Below are 20,675 nucleotides of genomic sequence, written 5' to 3' on the forward strand. Positions count from 1 at the left end.
TGCGTGGTCACGCTCCGCTGCCGCCTCCGGGCCTGACCGTTCATGCCACGAACTCCACGTTGGACACCGACAGCCCCGAATCGCCGCGCGACACGGTGACCCGGAACCGGTAGTACCTGGTCTGCGGCTCGGCCTGGCCCGCGTTGGTCAGCGTCTGCTTGGCGGCGACCAGCACCCGTCCGGAGCGATCGTCGTCGCTTTCCAGCGCGGCCTCGACGATCTCGCCGCTGGAGACCACTTTGGCCTGCTGCACGATGCTGGTGAACGGGTCGACCCGGCCGTCGAACTCGGTCTTGAACTCCCCCGAGGCCAGCGAGAGGATCCGGTCGATGTCCTGCTTGGCCGTATCGGCGCGGATGGTGGTCAGGTTGACGATCGCCTGCCTGGCGGTTTCCACGTATTCGGCTCGGCGCTGGTCACGTTCGTGCGTCGCGTGCGCCGCGACAACCGACACGACCGCACCGGCCACGAGCGCCACGACCAGCAAGGCCGCGGCGGCCGCGGCGAGGACACGCGGGACTCCGCGCCGTTTGTTCCCTTCGGGCTCGGCCGGTGTTGCCTCGGAGTCGGGTTCGGCGTCGGTTTTCGTCACGGATACCTTCGCCGCATCGACGCTCGAGTCGTCCGTGACCGGCGCCGAAGCGGATGAGACCTCCGGCTCGGCCGCAACCGAACTCGTACCGCCGTCCGCGACGCCGGTTTCGGTCGCGGTGGCAGGGTCCTTCGCGACCACGGTCCGCACGCCACCGGTCGCGTTCTCCTCGACCGGCGGCCCGGCCGAGCGCACCGCACGCCGTCGCGCGCGGTGACCTTCTCCGTTGCTCTCACTCATCGTTGCTGCTCCTCGAGCATCGCCTGCCAGCTCGACGGTACCGCGCCCGAACCGCCCGGTCCGATATCGCCCTGTCGGTAGGTACGGCCGTCGGTGCCGATGTACACGCCGGTGGCCGGGTCGTACGACCGTGCGGCGGCTGGTGTGCCGCCACCGTAACTCGCGGGTGCGACGACCGGGGGCTCGCTCGCGGGCGCGGCGGCGGGCGCCACCGGACGCGGCGGCCCGAACGGCGGGTTGTCACCGATCGGAACGTACCCCGTGCGGCACAGTTCCGGCGTCGGGGCGCGCACACCGGGCACCTCGGCGCACGGCGTGTTGCGGATGCCGCGCACCGCTTCGGGTGCGTCCTGTGGAACCTTGCAGTACAGGCCCGGCGGTGTGTCCGGGGTGTCGAGCTCGCTCGGCGAGCGCCGCTGGTCGGGCGGGAGGAAGCCGGTCGTGCACGCGGGCGGGTCGTTGACCAGCGCCATGAAGTCGACCAGCGCGCCGTATTCCAGCGGACCGCGGACGGCGGTCAGCAGCGCGGCGACCAGCGGCGGATACACCACCAGGATCTGCTCCAGCCCCGCGTGATACGTGACGGCGACCTGACCGACGCTGACCAGATTCGACAGCAGCAGCGGCAGCGTCGGGCGCAGGTCCTCGAACAGGTTGGTCACCCGCTGCATCGACGACGGGCCCTCGCGCAGGATGCCACGCAGCGCGGGGTCGTGACCGCGTAACTGGTCGGTGACCGTCGCGAGATCGGCGGTCCAGGAACGGATCGCGGCGTCCGAGCGGGTCTGGGTGTCCAGCAGCGGCCCGATCCGGTCGAGCAGCTGTTTCGTCGGTTCCGCGTTGGCCTGCGCTTCCTGCACCAGCAACGACGCGGAATCGATGAACCGTTGCAGATCCGGTCCCGCGCCGTTGAACGCGAGGAACGCCTCGTCGATGACCTGTTTCAGCCGGGTGTCCGCGACGCTCGACAGCAGCCGGTCGGCCTGGTCGAGCAGCGCGCCGACGTCTTGCGGCAGCTTGGTGCGCTCCACCGGGATCACGCTGCCGTCGCGCAGGTTTCCGCCCGTGCGGTTCTGCGCGGGCACCAGGTCCACGTACTGCTCGCCGACCGCGGAGACGCTGCGCACCCACGCGTCGACATCCGAGGGAATCTTGTAGTCGCTGGCGATGGACAGCTTCGCGTCCACGCCGACCGGCGTCAGCCGGACCTCCTTCACCACACCGACGTTCGTGCCGCGATAGGCGACGTTGGCCGTCGGGTAGAGACCACCGGTCGCGGCCAGCTGCACGGTGACCTCGTAGCGCCCGATGCCGAACATCGCCGGCAGTTTGACGTAGGTGCCGCCCATGACCACCAGGCCGATCACCGTCAGCACGGAGAAGATGATCAGCTGGGTACGGACGAACCGGGTGAGTGTCACTGTCCCGGACCCCCTTGCGGCGCGGTGTTGCCCGGCATGGGCACGGTCAACCCGGGAATGGCGGGAATGCCGGGGATCGGCGGGAGTCCCGGGATCGTCGGGGCGGGCTGGCTCGCCGCGGGCGGCGGCGCCTGCAACGGGCCCGTGGCCGGGTCGCCGTTCTGCGCTGCCGTGCCGGGCGCGAAGCTGCCGAGCGCGCCTTCCACGCCGCCGAACCGTCCGCCCAGCGGCGTTCCGGTGAGGAAGTTCGAATCCAGCCGCTTGCCGGTGATGTCCACGGTCATGAACAGGTTGAGGTAGTCACCCTTGATCGCGTGGTCCAGGTTCTTCATCGGGAACGGGAAGGTGGCCAGGATCTTCAGCGCCTCGGTCAGATCGCTGCCGGTGTCCGACAGCGACTTCAGCACCGGCACGAGGCTGTGCAGGTTGGCCTTCAAGTCGTCGCCGCTCGCCGCGACGATGCGCCGCACGACGTCGCTCAGCTCGCCCAGCGCGGTGATCGCCCTGGTGATGTTCGCGCGGCGATCGGCCAGCACGGTCAACGCCGGATGGATCTGCTCGATCGCCTCCGCCACCACGTCGCGCTGCTCGGCGAGCTGACCGCCGAGCCGGTCCAGTCCGCTCATCGCGGCGATGATGTCGCCGGTCTGGCGGTCCAGGTTCGTGGTCAGCTCGTTCAGCTGCGGCAGCAGGTCCCTGATGGCGTCCTCCCGCCCGGTGAGCGCGGAATTCAGCTCGTGGGTGATGGTTTCCAATTGCGCGACGCCACCGCCGTTGAGCACCACCGACAGCGACGACAGCACCTGCTCGGTGGTCGGATAGGTTCCGGCACGCGCGAGCGGGATGACGTCGCCGGCCTTCAACTGGCCTTCGGGGGGCTGATCGGTCGGCTCGGAGAGCTCGAGATGGTTGGAGCCGAGCAGACTGGTCTGCCCGATCTTGGCGACGGCGTTCGCGGGCAGGTGCACGTCCGGGTTCAGCGAGACGGTGACCAGCGCGTGCCAGTCCTCCACCTCGATCTTCGAGACGGTGCCGACCGCGACGTCATGCACCCGCACCGGCGAATTCCTGGTCAGCGTGGTGACGTTCGGCATCTGGACGCGCACCTCGTAGGAGCCGGGCGCGGTCCCCTCGGTGCCGGGCATGGGCAGCGAATTCAGTCCGTCCCACTGACAGCCCGTGACGCCGAGCGCCACCGCCAGCCCCGCCGCGACGGCGGCGGTGCGGCGCATCCGCCGCCTCGGCATCATCGCCCTCCTCCTGTCAGGCCCGGGATGGCCAGCCCGGCGAGGCCGTCCGGGATGCTCACCGGAGCGGGCTGCGGCTGCGCCGGATTCTGGCTCGCCACCCGCCCGGCCAGGCTGGGATCGGAGTACACCAGCTGGTCGGGAAACGCGGTCACGCCGCTGGCCGGGTTCGTCATGATCGGCACGTAGTTCATGCTCAGGCTGTTGATCACGGGCGCGAGGTATTGCGCGCACAGGTCGGCGCTGCGATCGGAGTCGTTGGTCTCCAGCGCGCGGACCGAGCCGCACAGGAAGCCGAGCGGGTCGGCCGGGTTGTTCAGCGCGATCGCGCCGGTCAGGGTGCCTTGGGCCGGTTTGTAGATCTGGTAGAAGTTCACCAGCGCGGTCGGGCCGGAGTGCAGGACGCGTTCCAATTCCGGTCGCTTGTCGACCAGCACTTGGGTGGCGTCGGCCAGCCGCTGAACGCCCTCGGTGAGTTCCGCTCCGCTGCCCGCGATGAACCGGCGCACGTCGACGATCGCCGCGTCCAGGTTGTCCAGGCCCGCGCCGAGATCCGAGGAGACCCCGGCCAGCACCGAGGACACCGACGCGAGCCTGCCTTCGAACTGCACGATCTGCTCGTTGCTCGCCGACAGCACGTCGACGAACTTCTGCAGGTTGCGCACGGTGCCGAACAGGTCGGTGCGGCCGTCCGACAGCGTGTTCAAGGTGGCCGACAGCTCCCGCAGGGTGTCGCGGAACCGCTGTCCGTTGCCGTCGAGGTTGTTCGCGGCGGTGTCGACGAAGCGGCCGAACGACCCCTGTTTGTCGTCGCCGACCGGGCCGAGCGCGGTGGCCAGCTTGGACAGCTCGGCCTTGATGTCGTCCCATTCGACCGGCACCGCGGTGTGCTCGATCGGGATCACGCTGTTGTCCTTCAATTTCGGACCGCCGGTGTAGGCGGGCGCGATTTGGATGAAACGCGCCGAGACCAGCGAAGGCGAGATGATCACCGCTTTCGGGTCGGCGGGGACGTCGACTCCGCGATTCAGGGTCATGGACACCTTCACCCGATCCGCGCCGGGCTCTATCGCGTCGATGCGGCCGACCTTGACGCCGAGCACCCGCACGTCGTCGCCCGCGTACAGGCCGGATGTGGAGGTGAAATAGGCGGTGACCTTAGTGGTCCCGATCCGGGTTATGCCGTTCCACGCGACAGCGACCACGAGCGCCGCGACGACCACTCCGGCCAGCACCAACGCCCAGCGAGGTAGTTTCCGTACGATATTCACCGCGGCGGCTCCTGTATCGCGGGTTCGATCGATGGGGACGGCGTGAGGTAGCTCTGCAGATCACTCGGCAGGTGCTGCGGCCACACCAGCGCGTCCACCAGCGGTTGCAGCGTCTTGCTCGCCGCGTTGATCACGTAGGCCTGGAAGTAGGGACCGCTGCCGACCTGCTCACCCAGGGCCGCGGCGAACGGTCCGAGCCCGTCCAGCGCGTCCGCGAGATTCTGCTTGTTGCGCTGCAACAGCGCCAGCACCGAATTCAATTTGTCCAGGGCGGGTTTCAGCTGCGCCTCGTTGTCGGCGACCAGGCCGGAGAGCTGCTGGGCGAGTCCGTTGACGTAGACGATCAGCTGCCCGAGGGCGGTGCGCCGCCGGTCCAGTTCGCCGAGCAGTTCGTTGCCGTCCAGCAGCAGCGCGCTGATCTGGTTGCCCCGGTCGGCGAGGATCTTCGTCACGTTCTGCGCCCGCTTCAGCAAGTCCGTCAGCGCTTGATCGCGCGCGTTGATGCTGCGGGAGAGCGCGGTGACGCCGTCCAGCGCCGAGCGCAACGGCGCGGGCGTGTCGGCGAAGGTCGCCGAGAGCGCGTCGAGGGTCTGGTCGACCCGGTCCAGGTCCAGGTCGTGCACCGTGCCCGCCAGGTCGCTCAGCGCCTCGTTGAGCGAATACGGCGATGTGGTGCGCTCGAGCGGGATGGTGTCGTCGACGCGCAGCGCGCCGGTGCCCGACGGCGTCAGCTCCAGCGACTTGCGGCCGAGCACCGTGTTGGTCTTGATCGCCGCCGAAGTCTTCTCACCGAGCACGATCGACTCCGCGAGAGTGAACCGGACGAGCACTTTCGCGCCGTCCAGGCTGACGTCCTCCACGCGACCGGATCGAACGCCCGCCACTTGGACCGGGTCGCCGGGCAGCAGGCCGCCCGCGTCGGCGAAGTAGGCGGTGAACGTCGCGCCGGAACGGATGAACGGCAGCCGGTCGAATTGCAGGGCCGACAGCGCCACCGCCACGGCGAGCACGAGGCCGACGATGCCGATGGTGATGGCGGGTGATCGCTGCTCTTTCATCGGTTGTCCGCACACCTTCCGGTCGTCTGCGCCCCGGGCATGTTGATCTTCATCGTCTGGCCGTTCGGGCCGTCCACCAGGAAGTTCGTCGAGCAGACGTAGAGCTGGAGGAAGGAGCCGTATGAGCCGATGCGGATCAGCTGGCGATAGGTCGACGGCAGCCGGTCCAGCACCCACTGGACCGTGTCCGACCCGGCGTCGAGATTCGTGGCCAGGCGCCCGGTCTGCTCGATGGTGCCCCGCAGATCGGGGCGGGCTTGGGAGAGCAGATCGGTCAGATCGCCGGTGGCGCCTGCGATGCGCGGGATCGCGTCGCCGATCTGGTCCTTGTCGGCGGCCAATCCGCTGATCAAGCGTTGTAATTCGGCGATCGTGGTGGCGAACTGGTCGCCGCGCTCATCGATGGTCTGCAGGACCGCGTTGAGGTTGTTGATCACGCTGCCGATCAGGGCGTCCCGGTCGGCGAGCGTCTTGGCGAACGAGCCGCCGCTGTTGAGCAGCGACACCAGCGTGCCGCCTTGGCCCTGGAAGATCTGCAGCAGCGCGTTGGTCAGGTCGTTCACCTGGCCGGGGTCGAGTCCGCGCAGCAGCGGCCGGAAACCGCCGAGCAACATGTCCAGATCGAGGGCGGGCGCGGTCTGTTCCTTGGCGATGGTGCCGCCCGGCTGCAAGACGCGGTTGGAGCCGGGGCCCTCCGACAGCTCGAGATAGCGGTCGCCGACCAGGTTCTCGTATTTGATCGCCGCACGAGTGCTGGTGAGCAGCCGGTACTTGCGGTCGACATCGAACTCGACGTGCGCGAGATAGTCCTTGCCGACCTTCACCGACTTGACGGAGCCGACCGGCACGCCCGCGATGCGCACCTTCGCCCCGGGCAGCATGCCGGAGGAACTGGTGAACACGGCGTGGTAGCCGTTCTCCCGCGCGAAGCGCATCTGACTGAACACGACCGCCAGGCCTGCGAAGATCAGCGTCATCACCAGGGTGAAGATGGCCAGTTTGACGGTGGTCGCGGTGTTCTTCACGGGCGCGGCACCCCCGGTAGTCCGGCGAACAGGATCTGGAAGATCTTCGGCGGGTTGACACTCAGTGTCGTCGACGGTGTGTACACATGCCCCTCCGAGGTGTCGGTGACGACATAGTCCGAGTGGCTGCCCGGCACCCGGTCCAGGATGCCTCCGCACTGCGGGCCGCCGGTCGCGTTGACCTTGGGCAGATCCTCCGGGTAGGTGTACGGCTTCGCGCCGTACATGAAGCCGGTGTTCAGCGCGACGCCTTCCTGCAAGCCACCGAAGACCGCCTCACCCATCGGCAGCGCCTTGCCCAGGCCGCCGATCAAGCAGTACAGCGCGGGCGCGTACTCGTCGAGCAATCCGGTGGTCGGACGCAGCAGATCCAGCGCCGTGCCGAGCTGATTCTCGTTGTCGCGCAGAACCGATCCGGTGGTGTCGGCCAAGCCGGTGAGGTTCACCAGCACGTTGTCCAGGCTGTCCTGTTCCTGGGTCAGGGTCTTGCTGGTGACCGTGAAGTTGTCCACGGTGCGCAGCAGATCGTTCACCGAGTCCGCGTACAGGTCGGTGACCTGGCCGGTCTTCGCCAGATCCTGTTGCAGCGTCGGCAGATACGGGTTGATGTCGCGCAGGTAGGCGTCGCTCTGCTCGAGCAGTTCGCCCAGTTTCTCCCCGCGGCCCTGTAGCGCGGTGCCCAGCGCGGACAACGTCGCGTTCAGCTTCTCCGGCTCGATCTTGGCGAGCACGTCGGACAGGTGCTGGAACAGCGTGTTGAACTCGACGGTCACCCGCTGCGCGGTGACGACCGCGCCAGGTTGCAGCGAAGTGGTCGCAGGCTGCTGCGGGACGATGAAGTTGACGTACTTCGCGCCGAACACCGTGGTGGACCTGATGTCGACGTCCGCGTTGGACGGCACCAGCTTCAGCAGTTCCGGATCGAGGGCCAGCTTCAGCCTGGCGCCCTCGTCGGTGTGGTCGACCGAGGCCACCCGGCCGATCTCAACACCGCGCACCTTCACCTTGGCGTCCGGGTCCAGCACCAGGCCGCTGCGCGGCGCGTCCACCGTCACGGTGGCGGTGGGCGTGAACCCGCCGACGAACATGATCAGCGCGACCGCCATGATCGCGACCAGCGCCAGCACCATCGCCGCCCCGGCCAGTTTCAGGCCGAGCCCGCCGCGCAGCGCCCGCACCAGGCGGTTTTCCGTTTGCTTCGATTCCGCCATGTCGCTTATCCGGAGAGATGGAAGTTGCCGGAGGTGCCGTAGATGGCCAGCGAGATCAACAAGGTCACCGTGACCACCGCGACCAGCGAGGTGCGCACCGCGTTGCCCACCGCGACACCCACGCCGACCGGCCCGCCCGCGGCGTTGTAGCCGTAGTAGGTGTGGATCAGCATGACCGCCAGTGCCATGAAGATCGCCTGGGCGAAGGACCAGAGGATGTCGCTCGGGATGAGGAACGTGGAGAAGTAGTGGTCGTAGACGCCCGCCGACTGCCCGTAGATCACCACGGTGGCGAACCGGCTGGCCAGGAACGAGGCGATTACCGCCAGCGCGTAGAGCGGGACGATCGCGATCATCCCGGCCAATACGCGGGTGCCCACCAGGTAGGGCACCGGCCGGATCGCCATCGACTCCAGCGCGTCGATCTCCTCGGCGACCCGCATCGCGCCCAATTGCGCGGTCGAACCGGCCCCGATGGTGGCCGCCAGGCCGATGCCGGAGATCACCGGCGCCGCGATCCTGACATTGATGAACGCCGCGAAGAAGCCGGTCAGCGCCTCGACGCCGATATTGCCCAGCGAACTGTAGCCCTGCACGGCGATGGTGCCGCCCGCGAAGAGGGTCAGGAACCCGACGATCACCACCGTGCCGCCGATCACCGCCAGCGCGCCCGTGCCCATGCTGATCTCGGCGATCAGCCGGATGGTCTCGGTCCGGTAGTGCACCAGCGCCCGTGGAATGGCGCCGAGCGCCTGGGCATAGAAAACGGCATGCTTGCCCACCGAATCGAGCGAGTCCGACATCCGGCGCACCCGTCGAACGGTACGGGGAAAGCGGGATTCGATTACGAAGGCCATCGGATCACCGCGCCGTGAACTTGATGCCGACGGCGGTGACCACCACGTTCACGACGAACAAGGCCATAAAAGCGAAGACTACGGTCTGATTCACCGCATCACCGACACTCTTGGGTCCGCCTTTGACATTAAGGCCCAGATAGCAGGCGACCAGTCCGGCGATCAGCCCGAACAATCCGGCTTTCACCTCCGAAATGATCAGCTCGGGCAGATGGGTGAGCAGCGTGATGCCATTGACGAACGCGCCGGGGTTCACGTCCTGCAGAAACACCGAGAACAGAAATCCGCCGACGATGCCGATGGTGCACACCAGGCTGTTGAGCATCAGTGCGACGAACATCGATGCGAGCACTCGGGGCACCACCAAGCGGTGCACCGGATCGATGCCCAGCACCCGCATGGCGTCGATTTCCTCGCGGATGGTGCGTGCGCCGAGGTCGGCGCAGATCGCGGTCGCGCCAGCCCCCGCGACAATGAGCACGGTGACGATTGGCCCCACCTGGGTGACCGCACCGAACGCCGCACCCGCTCCGCTGAGGTCGGCCGCGCCGATCTCCCGCAACAGAATGTTCAGCGTGAAGCTCACCAGAACGGTGAACGGAATGGCCACCAGCAATGTCGGCACGATCGATACCCGCGCGATGAACCACGACTGATCGATGAACTCGCGCCATTGAAAGGGTCTGCGCACGCTGGCGCGTGCGACATCGGCGGTGAGTTCGAAGAATCCGCCGACGGCCCGCAACGGCACGGCAAGGACCTCGTTCATCCGCGATCCTCCTTGCTCACCGGCGACACAGCACACGGCGCGAATCTCACCGTGGCCGCACCGCCGGAACGATTAGAACATGTTCACCGTGTTGCCGGTAGCAGTTTTCACACATTTGAAGTGCAATTTTTCGAAAGATCGGCATATAAATTTGGAACCGGTGTCAGCGAGTGATGATCCCACCTTTGTGAGGTGAGACATAACCCGTCCCTATGTCTACCAAGCACCGATCCCATGATCAACAGTTGGACAGCTGATCAGTTGCGCGCTCGCGGCGAGCCGCCGCGGCTCACCCCAACTCGGTCAGCGAAGAGGCCGAGAAGGTCCGCCCATCGGGGCGATCGGCAAAATAGCCGCCCAGCGTGTCGGCCAGATCTTGCGGCGACCACTCCCCCGCGGCCGCGTCGAACCGGCGCTCGACGACGGGCGCCGCCATGAGCGCCACCATCCCCCCGTAGACGACGAACAGTTGCCCATTGACCGTATCGGCCGCGGGCGAGGCCAGATAGGCCACGAGCCGGGCCACGTGATCGGGCGACAGCGGATCGGGCTCCCCCTCCGGCGCGGGACTGAACACCGCCTCGGTCATCGCCGTGCGCGCCCGCGGCGCGATCGCGTTGGCGCGCACGCCGTAGCGCGCCAGCGCCCGCGCTGCCGAAAGGGTCAGCGCGGTGATGCCCGCCTTCGCGGCGCCGTAGTTGGCCTGCCCCTCCGGGCCCAGCAAGCCGGCCTCCGAGGAGGTGTTGACCAACCTGCCGTAGACCGGCGCGCCCGCCTGCTTCGACTTGCCGCGCCAGTAGGCGGCGGCATTGCGCGACAGCAGGAAATGGCCGCGCAGGTGCACCGCGAGCACCGCGTCGAAGTCCTCGTCGGACATGTTGAACAGCATCCGGTCGCGGGTGATGCCCGCGTTGTTGACCACGATGTCGACCGAGCCGAACGACTCCTCCGCGGCGCGGATCAGCGCGTCGGCGGTGGCGCGCTCGGCGATGCTGCCCGCGACGAACTCCGCCTTGGCGCCGAGCGCCCGGATCGCGCCGAGCGTGTCGGCGACCGCGTCGGACTCGGCGAGGTCGTTGACCACCACGGACGCGCCGGCTTCGGCCAGCGCGAGCGCTTCGGCCCGCCCAAGTCCGGCGCCGCCGCCGGTCACGATCGCTACTCGGCCCGCCAGGCTCAGATCATTGCTCACGCGGCCGACTCTAGAACGTGTTCCAACTTACGGCAAGAGTCCTTCACTGCAGCCGCAGCGCCGCCTTGGGGCACTGCGCGACGGCATCCTGGACATCGGCGAGCCGATCGGCGGGCACATCGGCGTTCGCGATGTGCAGCACGTCCTCGTCATCGAGTTCGAACACGTCGGGGGCGATTCCGACACATATTCCATTAGCTTCGCACTGGTCTGGATCGACACTGATCTTCATGGCAACTCCTTTACCACCACTCTGGCCGAAGCCTAACAAGCCGATCCGCTCCACCGGGGCGTCATCGGGAGGATTCAGTATCAATACTGGAACATGTTTCAGTCCATATGCAATGATCGGGGGAACCCGATCCAACGAAGCATGAGGTATAGCCATGCGCATTGCGTACACGCCGCAACAGGAGCAGCTGCGCGCGGAACTGCGCGACTACTTCGCGCGGCTCATCACCCCCGAGCGCCGGGAGGCCCTGAGCGCGCAGACCGGCGAGTACGGGCAGGGCAACGTCTACCGCGAGGTGGTCCAGCAGATGGGCCACGACGGCTGGCTGGCGCTGGGCTGGCCCAAGGAGTACGGCGGCCAGGATCGCCCCACCATGGATCAGCTGATCTTCACCGACGAGGCCGCGATCGCGGGCGCGCCGGTGCCGTTCCTGACCATCAACTCGGTGGCGCCCACGATCATGCACTACGGCAGTGCGGAACAGAAGAAGTTCTTCCTGCCCAAGATCGCGGCCGGTGAACTGCACTTCTCCATCGGCTACTCGGAGCCGGGCGCGGGCACCGATCTGGCCAGCCTGCGCACCACCGCGGTGCGCGACGGCGACGACTACGTGATCAACGGCCAGAAGATGTGGACCAGCCTGATCGCCTACGCCGACTACGTCTGGCTGGCGGTGCGCACCGACCCGACCGCCAAGAAGCACAAGGGCATCAGCATGCTCATCGTGCCGACCACCGCCGAGGGCTTCTCCTGGACGCCCGTGCACACCATGGCCGGGCCGGACACCAGCGCCACCTACTACCAGGACGTGCGGGTGCCCGCGAGCGCGCTGGTCGGCCAGGAGAACGGCGGCTGGGCGCTGATCACCAATCAGCTCAACCACGAGCGCGTCGCGCTCACCTCGGCCGCACCGCTCGCGCTGGCCCTGCGCCAGACCGTCGAGTGGGCGAGCAACACCAAGGCCGGTGACGGCTCCCGCGTGATCGATCGCGAATGGGTGCAGCTCAACCTGGCCAAGGTGCACGCCAAGGTCGAGTACCTCAAGCTGCTGAACTGGGAGATCGCCAGCCGGGCCGACGCGGGCGGCGACGCGGCTCCGCGCCCGTGGGACGCCTCCACCTGCAAGGTGTACGGCACCGAGCTGGCCACCGAGGCGTACCGGTTGCTCATGGAGGTGCTCGGGCCGCAGGCCTACCTGCGCCAGGACTCCCCCGGCGCGGAACTGCGCGGCCGTCTGGAGCGCATGCACCGCGCCGCGCTCATCCTGACCTTCGGCGGCGGCACCAACGAGGTGCAGCGCGACATCATCGCCATGACCGCCCTCAAGCAGCCTGCCGCGGCGCGCTGATCGAAAGCAGGTAGAACGCCATGGATTTCACCCCCACCGAAGCCCAACTCGATCTCGGCCGGCTGACCGGCGAGGTGTGCGGCAAGCTCGTCACCGCCGACCGGCTGCGCGAACTCGACACCGCAGACGAGCGATTCGATCAGCAGCTGTGGAACTCGCTCGCCGAGACCGGCGTGCTCGCGGCCGCGCTGCCCGAGGCGGTCGGCGGCAGCGACCTCGGCTCGCTCGAGCAGACCGCGATCCTGCGCGAGCTGGGCAAGCACCTCGCGGCCGTGCCGTACCTGTGGTCGATCGCGCTCGGCGCGGGCGCGCTGGCGCGGTTCGGTTCCGCGGCGCAACAGGAGCTGGCCACGCGGGCGGGCGCGGGCAGCGTCATCCTGACGGTCGCGCTGGCCGAGGAGCGCAACTGGGAACCCGCCGCACCCACCACCACCGCGGTGGAGACCGAGGACGGCTGGCGGCTGACCGGCGCGAAGACCACCGTGCCCTTCGCGAACCGGGCCGAGCGAATTCTGGTGCCCGCCACCGTCTCGGGGACCACCGCGGTGTTCCTGGTCGATCCCGCGGCGGCGACCGTGACCGCGCAGCAGGTGGTCGACCGTAGCCCTGAATTCGCGGTCGAACTCACCGATACCCCCGCCGAACTCGTCGGCACGGTGGACAGTGGCGCGGAGATCCTGGACTGGATCCTCACTCGCGCCTGGCTCGGTCTGAGCGCCCTACAGCTCGGCACTCTGGAACGGGCGCTCGAGCTGGTCGCCGACTACGCCAGGGAGCGTGAGCAGTTCGGCAAGGCGGTCGGCAGCTTCCAGGCCGTGGCGCAGCGGCTCGCCGACGCCTACATCGACGTCCAAGGCCTGCGCCTGGCGGTCACCCAAGCGGCATGGCTGCTGTCGGAGGACCTGCCCGCCGCCGAAGCGGTGCACACCGCCAAGTTCTGGGCCGCCGACGCGGGCCACCGCGTCGCGCACACCGTCGTCCACGTGCACGGCGGCGTCGGCATCGACCGCGAGCACATCGCGCACAACTACTTCACCGCCGCCAAACACAACGAGTTCGCCCTCGGCGCCGGCACCGACCACCTCCGCGCCCTCGGCGCGTTGCTGGCAGGCTGAGCGCGGCACGGCAGACCGATCGGCCCGCACGACAGCACGTCGTGCGGGCCGATTTCGTTGCGCGCTGATTTCACTCAGTCGGGATGGACGTCAGGTAGCGCTGGAGGGTGGGCGCGACCTCGGCGATGATCTGGTCGCGGGTCAAGGCTACGACCGGGGGCAGGCACAGGACATAGCGGCACAGGGCGAGGCCGAGCATCTGCGTGACGATCAGACCTCCCCTGCGTGGAGCGTCGGCGGGAGCCCCGAAACGCAGGACGGCGGGCAGTATCTGCTGGGTGAAGATGGCGCGGACGCGTTCGGCCACGGCCTCGTCGGTGATCGACGAGCGCAGCAGCGTCAGCAGCACCTCCCTGTTCGGCTGCTCTTCCCAGATCTCGAAGAAGCGGCGCACCAACTGCTCGCCCAGGGTGTCCGGGTCCGCGGAGCCGAGGTCGGGCAGATCGAGCCGGACGTCGACCGCCGCCGCGAAGAGGCCGTCTTTGCTGCCGAAGTACCGCATGACCATGGACGGGTCGATGTCCGCGTCCGCGGCGATGGCGCGGATGGTCGCCTTGCGGAAACCTTCGGCGGCGAATCGGGAACGGGCCGCTTCCAGAATCGCCGCACGCGTCGCGTCCGAGCGCCGAGCGGGGGCTTGATCAGGCTCTACGGTCATGCCAACAAGTGTAGGCCAACAACTGTTGACTTCCTAGCGCGGCCCGCGCTACGGTTATGTCAACAAACGTTGGCCTACAAACGTTGACCTGAGGAGTTCCGATGACCGCCACCCCGAACCCGCTGCCCGCCACCACCTCCGTCGTGATCGTCGGCGCGGGTCCCGCCGGACTGACCGCCGCCATCACCCTGGCCGACGCGGGGGTGGATTTCGTCCTGCTGGACCGGCTGAGCGAAGGCGCGAACACCTCGCGCGCCGCGGTCGTGCACGCCAGGACGCTGGAAGTGCTCGAGCAGATCGGCATCGCGGACGAACTGGTGGCGACCGGCGACATCGTCGCGCGCTTCACGGTCCACGACGGCGGGCGCACCCTGGCGACCATCGGGTTCGACGGGCTGCCGACCCGCTACCCCTACACCTTGATGACACCGCAGGACACCACCGAGGCGGTGCTGCTGAAGCGACTGCGGCAGGCGGGCGGGGAGGTCCAGCGCCCGTACCAGGTCACCCGGGTGGCGGAGGAGAACGACGGCGTCACGGTCGAATACACCGACGAGGCGGGCGCGCCGGGCAGCATCCGCGCGGACTACGTCATCGGAACCGACGGCATGCACAGCATCGTCCGCGAGCAGGCGGGCATCGGATTCACCGGCGCGACCTACCCGGAATCCTTCGTCCTCGCCGACGTGCGGATGGACTGGCCGATCGCGCGCGACGAAGTGGCCCTGCACCTTTCACCGGAGGGCGTCATGGTGGTCGCGCCGCTGCCCGACGAGAAGGAGCCGAACCGCTTCCGCGTGGTCGCCACCCTGGAAACGGCGCCCGAGCACTCGACCGCGGAGGACATCCAGAAGCTTCTGGACACCCGCGGCCCCGGCGGCACGGTGCGCGTGCACGAGGTGCTGTGGAGCTCGCGCTTCCGCGTGCACCACCGCGTCGCCGACCACTACCGCAGCGGCCGCATCCTGCTCGCGGGCGACGCCGCCCACGTGCACAGCCCGGCGGGCGGCCAGGGCATGAACACCGGAATCCAAGATGCCGCCACCCTCGGCCCGCTGCTGGTTCGCGTGCTGGCCGGCGAGCCGGACACCTTGCTGGATGACTACGAAACCACCCGCCGCCCTGTCGCCCTCGGCGTCGTCTCGTTCACCGACCGCATGACCAAGATGGCCACCCTGCGCGCACGCCCCGCCCGCACCGCCCGCAACCTGGTCCTCAGCACCCTGTCCCGTATCCCGGCCTTTCGCCACCGCCTCGCCTACCAACTGTCGGAACTCGCCAACCACTGAACTACTTCAGAAGTCGCGTAGGCTAGGAACATGACCGCGAGAAGTTTTCCCTTCAGCGACTTGATTCGTAAACAGACGTCGGTGTTTCCCGCCTTGGACGACGCCGACGTCATCCTGGAGCGCCGCGACGCGGAGAATCTCGTGCTGTCTCGCTCGGAGCGGTTCGAGGCCAAGGAGGCCGCGACGCGGCTGCTCGCCCGCACCCTCGCCATCATCGCCCGATCGAATCGGTCTTTGGCGGAAGACGTTTTCGCCGAAGAGCTGCCCTGGCTGAAATGGCTACCCGAGACCGGACGCACCGAAGCGGTGAGCGAACTGCTGGACCAGCTCATCGCCGGTGCGGACACCGGATTGTTCATTCCGTTCGCCCGCGATCTGGCCGCTTGGCGGAGCACCGCCGAGATCTACGCGCAACCAGAACTCGCCCGCCGACTGACCGGGCCGTTCGACCCGGCGGACTTCTCCGAGGTCACACGGCCGGGAACGGCGGAATGAAGCTGCACCGAGGTGATGGGGTACCGCGCCCCAATCCGTGGCGCGTTGTCGTGCACAGCTCGAATGCCGCGCGTGGTTGGGCCGAACTGTTGGCCCAGGCCCCGGGAAACCTCGATCGAGCATGGGTCGACATCACCAGCGATCCTCGAAGCATGGCGAATTCTCGCGGCAGCATCGACTGAAGTATGAGCTCAAATCGGTCAAACTCGGCGGCGCGGAATTGGAGCAATGGCAATACGAGATCACCGGAGGCGGCCGGATCTGGTACGCAATCGATGACGCCAACCGCACCCTCTACCTGACACTCGCCGGTACGGGGCATCCACGGCAGACCGATCGGCGGTGCTGATGCCGTAGTGGCCGGCCACCCCGCGAGGCGCGGTGGCCGGCCGTGCGGTCAGACTGCTACTTCGCGCTCGCCACGGCATTGTCGTCGGCGGGGCGGGATTGCGTTTGTTCCTTGGCCCAGCGGTAGTCGGGCTTGCCCGCGGGTGAGCGCTTGATCTCGTCGACGAACCACAGGCTGCGGGGGAGTTTGTAGGGCGCGATCTCCTGGGTGAGCATGGGGCGCAGCTCCTCGAGGGTGGGGCGGGACTCGCCGCGGCACTGCACGACCGCGACCACGCGCTGGCCCCAGCGCTCGTCCTCGATGCCGACCACGAGCGCGTCGAAGATCTCCGGGTGGGTCTTGAGCGCGCCCTCGACCTCCTCGGGGTAGATCTTCTCGCCGCCGCTGTTGATGCTGACCGAGCCGCGGCCGAGCATGGTGACCGTGCCGTCCTCCTCGACGCGAGCGAAGTCGCCGGGGATGGCGTAGCGGACGCCGTTGAACTCCTTGAAGGTCGCCGCGGTCTTGACCTCGTCCTTGTAGTAGCCGAGCGGGATGTGCCCGCGCCGGGCCAGGATGCCGACCGCACCGGAGCCGGGCTGCACGGGATTGCCGTCCTCGTCGAGCACCTCGGTGGACGCGTCGATCTTCACGCGCGGCCCTCCGGTGTGCGTCGCGCCCTTGGCGACGATGGCGATACCGCCGAAACCGGTCTCCGAGGAGCCGATGGAATCGGAGATCATCCGGTTGGGCAACAGCTCGAGGAACTGGTCCTTGAGCGCGGGCGAGAACAGCGCCGCACTGCTGGCCATCACGTACAGGCTCGAAAGATCGTAGGGCTGACCGGTTTCCGGATTGCCCTCGATCAGCGCGTCGAGCATCGGGCGGGCCATGGCGTCACCGGTGATGAAGATCAGATTGATCTTGTGCTGATCGATGGCCTGCCACACGCCGTGCCCCGAGAACTCCGGAAGCATCACGGCTTTGCCGCCGCCGAACAGGCTGTGGAACGTGGCCCACTGCGCTCCGCCGTGGATCATCGGCGGGATCGGGAACCGCACCATCGGCGGGCTGCCAGCACCGACCTTGGCCAGCTCCCACTCGTCCTGGACGTATTCGCCGGTGATGAAGTTGATGCCCGCGCCGAGTACGCGCCACACGTCCTCCTGGCGCCACATCACGCCCTTGGGCATGCCGGTGGTGCCGCCCGTGTAGACCATGTACAGGTCGTCCGGGGAACGCTCGCCGAAGTCGCGCTCGCCCGAGGACTGCGCGATCACCGCCTCGTATTCCACCGAATCCGCTGCGGTGGCGATCGTGCCGGTCGTATCGTCGTCGACGACGATGACGGTGCGCAGCTGCGGGGTCTTGGAACGAACGGCGGCGACCCGGTCGCTGTAGCGCCGCTCGTGAATCAGCGCGACCATGTCCGAGTTGTCGAAGATGTACTGCAACTCGTTCTCGACGTATCGGAAGTTCACGTTGATCATCACGGCCCGCGCCTTGAAGACCGCGACCATGGCCTCGACGGCCTCGATCGTGTTGCGTGAGTAGATACCCACCTTGTCGCCCGGCTGGACTCCCTGTTCTTGCAGGTAGTGAGCGAGACTGTTGGCCCGCTCCTCCAACTGGGCGTAGGTGACCTCGCGGCCGTCGTCGGCCAGCGCGACGCGGTCGGGCATCAGGTCGATGGCATGTTCGACAAGGTCCGCTATGTTGTAGCTCACAGCCATAAAAATAGAACGTGTTACTGTTTCTGACAAGGCTCGAAGTCAGGAGAATCAGCGATGCCGCACTGCCTCGTCGAGAAGCGCGACCACGTCCTCATCGTCACCATGAACCGGCCCGAGGCGCGCAACGCGCTGTCCGGCGAGATGATGGCGATCATGAAAGACGCCTGGAACCAGGTGGACGACGATCCGGACATCCGGGTCGCGATCCTGACCGGCGCGGGTGGCGCGTTCTGCGCGGGCGCCGATCTCAAGGGCATGACCTCCGAGCACCCCGGCGACACCATCGACGGCGGCGGCTGGAATCCGGCCAAGCTCGAGGCGCTGCTCAAGGGACGCAGGCTGACCAAGCCGCTGATCGCGGCGGTCGAGGGCCCCGCCATCGCGGGCGGCACCGAGATCCTGCAAGGCACCGACATCCGCGTGGCCGGGGAGAGCGCGAAATTCGGCGTGTCCGAGGCGCGTTGGGGCCTGTTCCCGCTGGGCGGCTCGGCAGTGCGGCTGGTCCGCCAGATCCCTTACACCGTCGCCGCCGAGATTCTGCTCACCGGACGGCACCTGACCGCCGCCGAGGCCAAGGAGATCGGCCTGATCGGGCACGTGGTGCCGGACGGCACGGCGCTGGACAAAGCGCTGGAGATCGCGGGGCAGATCGCCGCCAACGGCCCGCTGGCCGTGCAGGCCATCCTGCGCACCATCCGCGAGACAGAGGCCATGCCGGAGGAGGACGCCTTCCAGATCGACGCCAAGCTCGGCATGTCCGTATTCCGCTCGGCCGATGCCAAGGAAGGGCCGCGCGCGTTCGCGGAGAAGCGCAAGCCCTCTTTCACCGGAAACTGAGTTCCCGGATCGAGCCCTACGCCCCCGATGCGCGGCCAGTGCACGCGCATCGGGGGCGACCCCTCGCCGGGCTCAGTTCGCGCCCGGGTAATCCATCCAGAACGGCTCCCACTGGTGACCGTCCGGGTCGATGAAGGTGCGGCCGTGCATGCCGACCTGCGCCTCCTGCGCTCGCTTGTCCTCGTTCACCTCTTCGGTCGCGCCCGCGGCGAGCGCCGCGTCGGTCAGGCTGTCGACCTCCTCGGCGCTGCCGAGCGCGAGCGCGTACGCGGCATTGATCGCCGCTTTCGTGTCGGCCACCGGACGCTTGCTGAAGGTGGTGAAGAAATCCCTGATGAGCAGCATCAGGCAGATGTTGTCGTCCACCACGATGCAGGCGGCGTTGTCGTCGGTGAACTCCTGGTTGACCTTCCAGCCCAGCGCCTCGTAGAACGCCATCGATCGGTGCAGATCGGCGACCGGGAGATTGATGAAGATCATCTTGCTGCTCATGGCCTCTTCCTCTCGAGCAAATTCTTTTCGTGTCACCGGATATGACGGTCCGCGAGCGGTCGATTCATCGCCGCGACGACCGTGACACGTCCCACAGGCCGCACAGGTTTAATGATCTTGATCAGCGCGGTACTCGAGTTGAAGAGCCTGTTTCTTGTCGGTGGCCTGTGGCAGGGTGACACCCATGAACGACTCGCCAGCCTCCCCCGCGGGCCTCGCTCCCGATCTGCTCGCCGCGTTCGAGACCCATCGCAGGGAGCTGTGCGCGTACGCCTACCGCATGCTCGGCTCTTCCTTCGAAGCGGAGGACGCGGTGCAGGAGACCCTCACCCGGGCGTGGAAGTCCTACGACTCGTTCGAGGGCCGCGCCAGCCTCCGCTCCTGGCTGTACAAGATCACCACGAACGTCTGCCTGGACATGCTCGACGGTCCGCAGCGCCGCGCCAGGCCGATGGATCTGTCCGGTCCGTCGCGGCCGGATTCGCCGTTGCCCGCGCCCCAACCGGATTACGTCTGGATCGAGCCGATCCCGAACGCCCTGGCCTTCGGCGCCGATCCGGCCGAGCACGCCAGCGCCAAGGACACGCTGCGCCTGGCCTTCGTCGCCGCCTGCCAGCACCTGCCCGCCACCCAGCGCGCGATCCTGATCATGCGCGAGGTGCTGCGTTTCTCCGCCAACGAGACCGCCGAGGCGCTCACCATGTCGCCCGCGTCGGTCAACAGCGCGCTGCAACGAGCGCGCGCCACCATGTCGAAGGTCCAGCCCGCGGCCAACGACACCTACGACGAGACCGACGAGGACCAGCGCAAACTGGTCGACGGTTTCGTCAAGGCGTTCGAGGCCTACGACATGGACACACTCACCTCGCTGCTGAAAGCGGATGTGGCACTGTCCATGCCGCCGATCGAGCTGTGGATCTCCGGTCCGGAGAACGTGGCCGCGTTCATGCTCGGCCACGGAAGCGCCTGCCGCGATTCGCGACTGGTCCGGCTGGAAGGCGCCAACGGCCTGCCCGCCTTCGGCCACTACAAGCCGAGCGACGAGCCGGGCGTGTGGGTGCCGTGGTCGATCACGGTGCTGGAACTCGACGGCGACACCATCGCCGGACTGAACTTCTTCCTGGACACCGAGAAGCTGTTCCCGCTCTTCGGCCTCGCGCCTGAACTGCGCGAGAGCATCTGACCCGAGGCGCCCTTCGCGGCATAAGCGCCGTGGATGCGTCGTGTGAACAGCACCGCTTCGAGCCCTGCTGTTCGGGCGCGAG

General features: G+C 67.7%; 20 protein-coding genes. 6 read left to right on the forward strand and 14 right to left on the reverse strand.

Annotated features, from left to right (window positions below; genetic code table 11):
• Positions 1 to 40: 40 nt before the first annotated feature.
• The 11 genes from ACIHAX_RS01095 to ACIHAX_RS01145 all read right to left on the reverse strand — a co-directional run bounded on the left by ACIHAX_RS01095 (position 41) and on the right by ACIHAX_RS01145 (position 11,115).
• Positions 41 to 832, reverse strand: coding sequence for a hypothetical protein (locus ACIHAX_RS01095; RefSeq protein ID WP_397275136.1), 792 nt, complete (start codon positions 830 to 832; stop codon positions 41 to 43).
• Positions 829 to 2,253: an MCE family protein gene (locus ACIHAX_RS01100; RefSeq protein WP_397275138.1), complete on the reverse strand. Its 1,425-nt coding sequence runs from the start codon at positions 2,251 to 2,253 to the stop codon at positions 829 to 831. Before ACIHAX_RS01100 ends, ACIHAX_RS01095 begins: the two co-directional genes overlap by 4 nt.
• Positions 2,250 to 3,503 (reverse strand): MCE family protein, encoded by a 1,254-nt coding sequence (locus tag ACIHAX_RS01105; protein ID WP_355076909.1) that lies wholly within the window; start codon positions 3,501 to 3,503, stop codon positions 2,250 to 2,252. The genes ACIHAX_RS01100 and ACIHAX_RS01105 overlap by 4 nt, the downstream gene beginning before the upstream one ends.
• Positions 3,500 to 4,771, reverse strand: coding sequence for an MCE family protein (locus tag ACIHAX_RS01110; protein ID WP_397275140.1), 1,272 nt, complete (start codon positions 4,769 to 4,771; stop codon positions 3,500 to 3,502). The genes ACIHAX_RS01105 and ACIHAX_RS01110 overlap by 4 nt, the downstream gene beginning before the upstream one ends.
• A complete protein-coding gene (locus ACIHAX_RS01115; protein WP_355076906.1) occupies positions 4,768 to 5,829 on the reverse strand; it encodes an MCE family protein in 1,062 nt (353 codons plus the stop codon). The genes ACIHAX_RS01110 and ACIHAX_RS01115 overlap by 4 nt, the downstream gene beginning before the upstream one ends.
• Positions 5,826 to 6,854, reverse strand: a complete 1,029-nt coding sequence (locus ACIHAX_RS01120) for an MCE family protein (RefSeq protein ID WP_355076905.1) — start codon at positions 6,852 to 6,854, stop codon at positions 5,826 to 5,828. The genes ACIHAX_RS01115 and ACIHAX_RS01120 overlap by 4 nt, the downstream gene beginning before the upstream one ends.
• Complete coding sequence (locus tag ACIHAX_RS01125) at positions 6,851 to 8,065, reverse strand: MCE family protein (RefSeq protein ID WP_355076903.1); 1,215 nt, start codon at positions 8,063 to 8,065, stop codon at positions 6,851 to 6,853. The genes ACIHAX_RS01120 and ACIHAX_RS01125 overlap by 4 nt, the downstream gene beginning before the upstream one ends.
• A 5-nt stretch (positions 8,066 to 8,070) precedes the next feature.
• Complete coding sequence (locus ACIHAX_RS01130; protein WP_355076901.1) at positions 8,071 to 8,922, reverse strand: ABC transporter permease; 852 nt, start codon at positions 8,920 to 8,922, stop codon at positions 8,071 to 8,073.
• Positions 8,923 to 8,926: 4 nt separating this feature from the next.
• The gene (locus ACIHAX_RS01135) at positions 8,927 to 9,691 is read right to left on the reverse strand and encodes an ABC transporter permease (protein WP_355076899.1); all 765 of its coding nucleotides are present in this window, start codon (positions 9,689 to 9,691) and stop codon (positions 8,927 to 8,929) included.
• Positions 9,692 to 9,980: 289 nt separating this feature from the next.
• Positions 9,981 to 10,883, reverse strand: coding sequence for a 3-oxoacyl-ACP reductase (locus tag ACIHAX_RS01140; RefSeq protein ID WP_364425110.1), 903 nt, complete (start codon positions 10,881 to 10,883; stop codon positions 9,981 to 9,983).
• A 43-nt stretch (positions 10,884 to 10,926) separates the two neighbouring features.
• Positions 10,927 to 11,115 carry a ferredoxin gene (locus ACIHAX_RS01145; RefSeq protein WP_355076896.1) on the reverse strand — a complete coding sequence of 63 codons (189 nt, stop codon included), beginning with the start codon at positions 11,113 to 11,115 and terminating at the stop codon, positions 10,927 to 10,929.
• A gap of 154 nt (positions 11,116 to 11,269) precedes the next feature.
• Here ACIHAX_RS01145 and ACIHAX_RS01150 point away from each other — a divergent pair, with 154 nt between their 5' ends.
• Both ACIHAX_RS01150 and ACIHAX_RS01155 read left to right on the forward strand, forming a co-directional pair.
• Entirely contained in the window at positions 11,270 to 12,463 is a 1,194-nt protein-coding gene (locus ACIHAX_RS01150) for an acyl-CoA dehydrogenase family protein (protein ID WP_364425112.1), read from the forward strand.
• Between the two features lie 20 nt (positions 12,464 to 12,483).
• A complete protein-coding gene (locus tag ACIHAX_RS01155) occupies positions 12,484 to 13,578 on the forward strand; it encodes an acyl-CoA dehydrogenase family protein (protein ID WP_397275143.1) in 1,095 nt (364 codons plus the stop codon).
• A gap of 70 nt (positions 13,579 to 13,648) precedes the next feature.
• Here ACIHAX_RS01155 and ACIHAX_RS01160 read toward each other — a convergent pair whose 3' ends face one another.
• Positions 13,649 to 14,236, reverse strand: coding sequence for a TetR family transcriptional regulator (locus tag ACIHAX_RS01160; RefSeq protein ID WP_397275145.1), 588 nt, complete (start codon positions 14,234 to 14,236; stop codon positions 13,649 to 13,651).
• A gap of 101 nt (positions 14,237 to 14,337) precedes the next feature.
• On the opposite strand from ACIHAX_RS01160, the gene ACIHAX_RS01165 reads away from it, so the two are divergent.
• Positions 14,338 to 15,525 carry an FAD-dependent monooxygenase gene (locus tag ACIHAX_RS01165; RefSeq protein WP_397275148.1) on the forward strand — a complete coding sequence of 396 codons (1,188 nt, stop codon included), beginning with the start codon at positions 14,338 to 14,340 and terminating at the stop codon, positions 15,523 to 15,525.
• Between the two features lie 30 nt (positions 15,526 to 15,555).
• Positions 15,556 to 16,020: a hypothetical protein gene (locus ACIHAX_RS01170; RefSeq protein WP_397275150.1), complete on the forward strand. Its 465-nt coding sequence runs from the start codon at positions 15,556 to 15,558 to the stop codon at positions 16,018 to 16,020.
• Positions 16,021 to 16,425: 405 nt separating this feature from the next.
• Here ACIHAX_RS01170 and ACIHAX_RS01175 read toward each other — a convergent pair whose 3' ends face one another.
• Positions 16,426 to 18,075, reverse strand: a complete 1,650-nt coding sequence (locus ACIHAX_RS01175) for an acyl-CoA synthetase (protein WP_397275333.1) — start codon at positions 18,073 to 18,075, stop codon at positions 16,426 to 16,428.
• A 60-nt stretch (positions 18,076 to 18,135) separates the two neighbouring features.
• On the opposite strand from ACIHAX_RS01175, the gene ACIHAX_RS01180 reads away from it, so the two are divergent.
• A complete protein-coding gene (locus ACIHAX_RS01180; RefSeq protein WP_355076882.1) occupies positions 18,136 to 18,918 on the forward strand; it encodes a crotonase/enoyl-CoA hydratase family protein in 783 nt (260 codons plus the stop codon).
• Positions 18,919 to 18,990: 72 nt separating this feature from the next.
• Here the strand turns inward: ACIHAX_RS01180 and ACIHAX_RS01185 are convergent, their stop codons facing one another.
• Entirely contained in the window at positions 18,991 to 19,410 is a 420-nt protein-coding gene (locus tag ACIHAX_RS01185; RefSeq protein WP_397275152.1) for a VOC family protein, read from the reverse strand.
• Between the two features lie 184 nt (positions 19,411 to 19,594).
• Here ACIHAX_RS01185 and ACIHAX_RS01190 point away from each other — a divergent pair, with 184 nt between their 5' ends.
• Complete coding sequence (locus ACIHAX_RS01190) at positions 19,595 to 20,593, forward strand: sigma-70 family RNA polymerase sigma factor (RefSeq protein ID WP_397275154.1); 999 nt, start codon at positions 19,595 to 19,597, stop codon at positions 20,591 to 20,593.
• Positions 20,594 to 20,675 lie beyond the last annotated feature (82 nt).

Source organism: Nocardia sp. NPDC051929 (assembly GCF_044548645.1).
In the GTDB taxonomy this organism is placed as follows: domain Bacteria; phylum Actinomycetota; class Actinomycetes; order Mycobacteriales; family Mycobacteriaceae; genus Nocardia; species Nocardia sichangensis.

Bases quoted from the DNA above. Each gene is read 5' to 3' on its own strand.
- ACIHAX_RS01095 (WP_397275136.1), bottom strand. From the start codon at position 832: ATGAGTGAGAGCAACGGAGAAGGTCACCGCGCGCGACGGCGTGCGGTG.
- ACIHAX_RS01105 (WP_355076909.1), bottom strand. From the start codon at position 3,503: ATGATGCCGAGGCGGCGGATGCGCCGCACCGCCGCCGTCGCGGCGGGG.
- ACIHAX_RS01115 (WP_355076906.1), bottom strand. From the start codon at position 5,829: ATGAAAGAGCAGCGATCACCCGCCATCACCATCGGCATCGTCGGCCTC.
- ACIHAX_RS01125 (WP_355076903.1), bottom strand. From the start codon at position 8,065: ATGGCGGAATCGAAGCAAACGGAAAACCGCCTGGTGCGGGCGCTGCGC.
- ACIHAX_RS01130 (WP_355076901.1), bottom strand. From the start codon at position 8,922: ATGGCCTTCGTAATCGAATCCCGCTTTCCCCGTACCGTTCGACGGGTG.
- ACIHAX_RS01135 (WP_355076899.1), bottom strand. From the start codon at position 9,691: ATGAACGAGGTCCTTGCCGTGCCGTTGCGGGCCGTCGGCGGATTCTTC.
- ACIHAX_RS01145 (WP_355076896.1), bottom strand. From the start codon at position 11,115: ATGAAGATCAGTGTCGATCCAGACCAGTGCGAAGCTAATGGAATATGT.
- ACIHAX_RS01150 (WP_364425112.1), top strand. From the start codon at position 11,270: ATGCGCATTGCGTACACGCCGCAACAGGAGCAGCTGCGCGCGGAACTG.
- ACIHAX_RS01155 (WP_397275143.1), top strand. From the start codon at position 12,484: ATGGATTTCACCCCCACCGAAGCCCAACTCGATCTCGGCCGGCTGACC.
- ACIHAX_RS01160 (WP_397275145.1), bottom strand. From the start codon at position 14,236: ATGACCGTAGAGCCTGATCAAGCCCCCGCTCGGCGCTCGGACGCGACG.
- ACIHAX_RS01165 (WP_397275148.1), top strand. From the start codon at position 14,338: ATGACCGCCACCCCGAACCCGCTGCCCGCCACCACCTCCGTCGTGATC.
- ACIHAX_RS01170 (WP_397275150.1), top strand. From the start codon at position 15,556: ATGACCGCGAGAAGTTTTCCCTTCAGCGACTTGATTCGTAAACAGACG.
- ACIHAX_RS01180 (WP_355076882.1), top strand. From the start codon at position 18,136: ATGCCGCACTGCCTCGTCGAGAAGCGCGACCACGTCCTCATCGTCACC.
- ACIHAX_RS01185 (WP_397275152.1), bottom strand. From the start codon at position 19,410: ATGAGCAGCAAGATGATCTTCATCAATCTCCCGGTCGCCGATCTGCAC.
- ACIHAX_RS01190 (WP_397275154.1), top strand. From the start codon at position 19,595: ATGAACGACTCGCCAGCCTCCCCCGCGGGCCTCGCTCCCGATCTGCTC.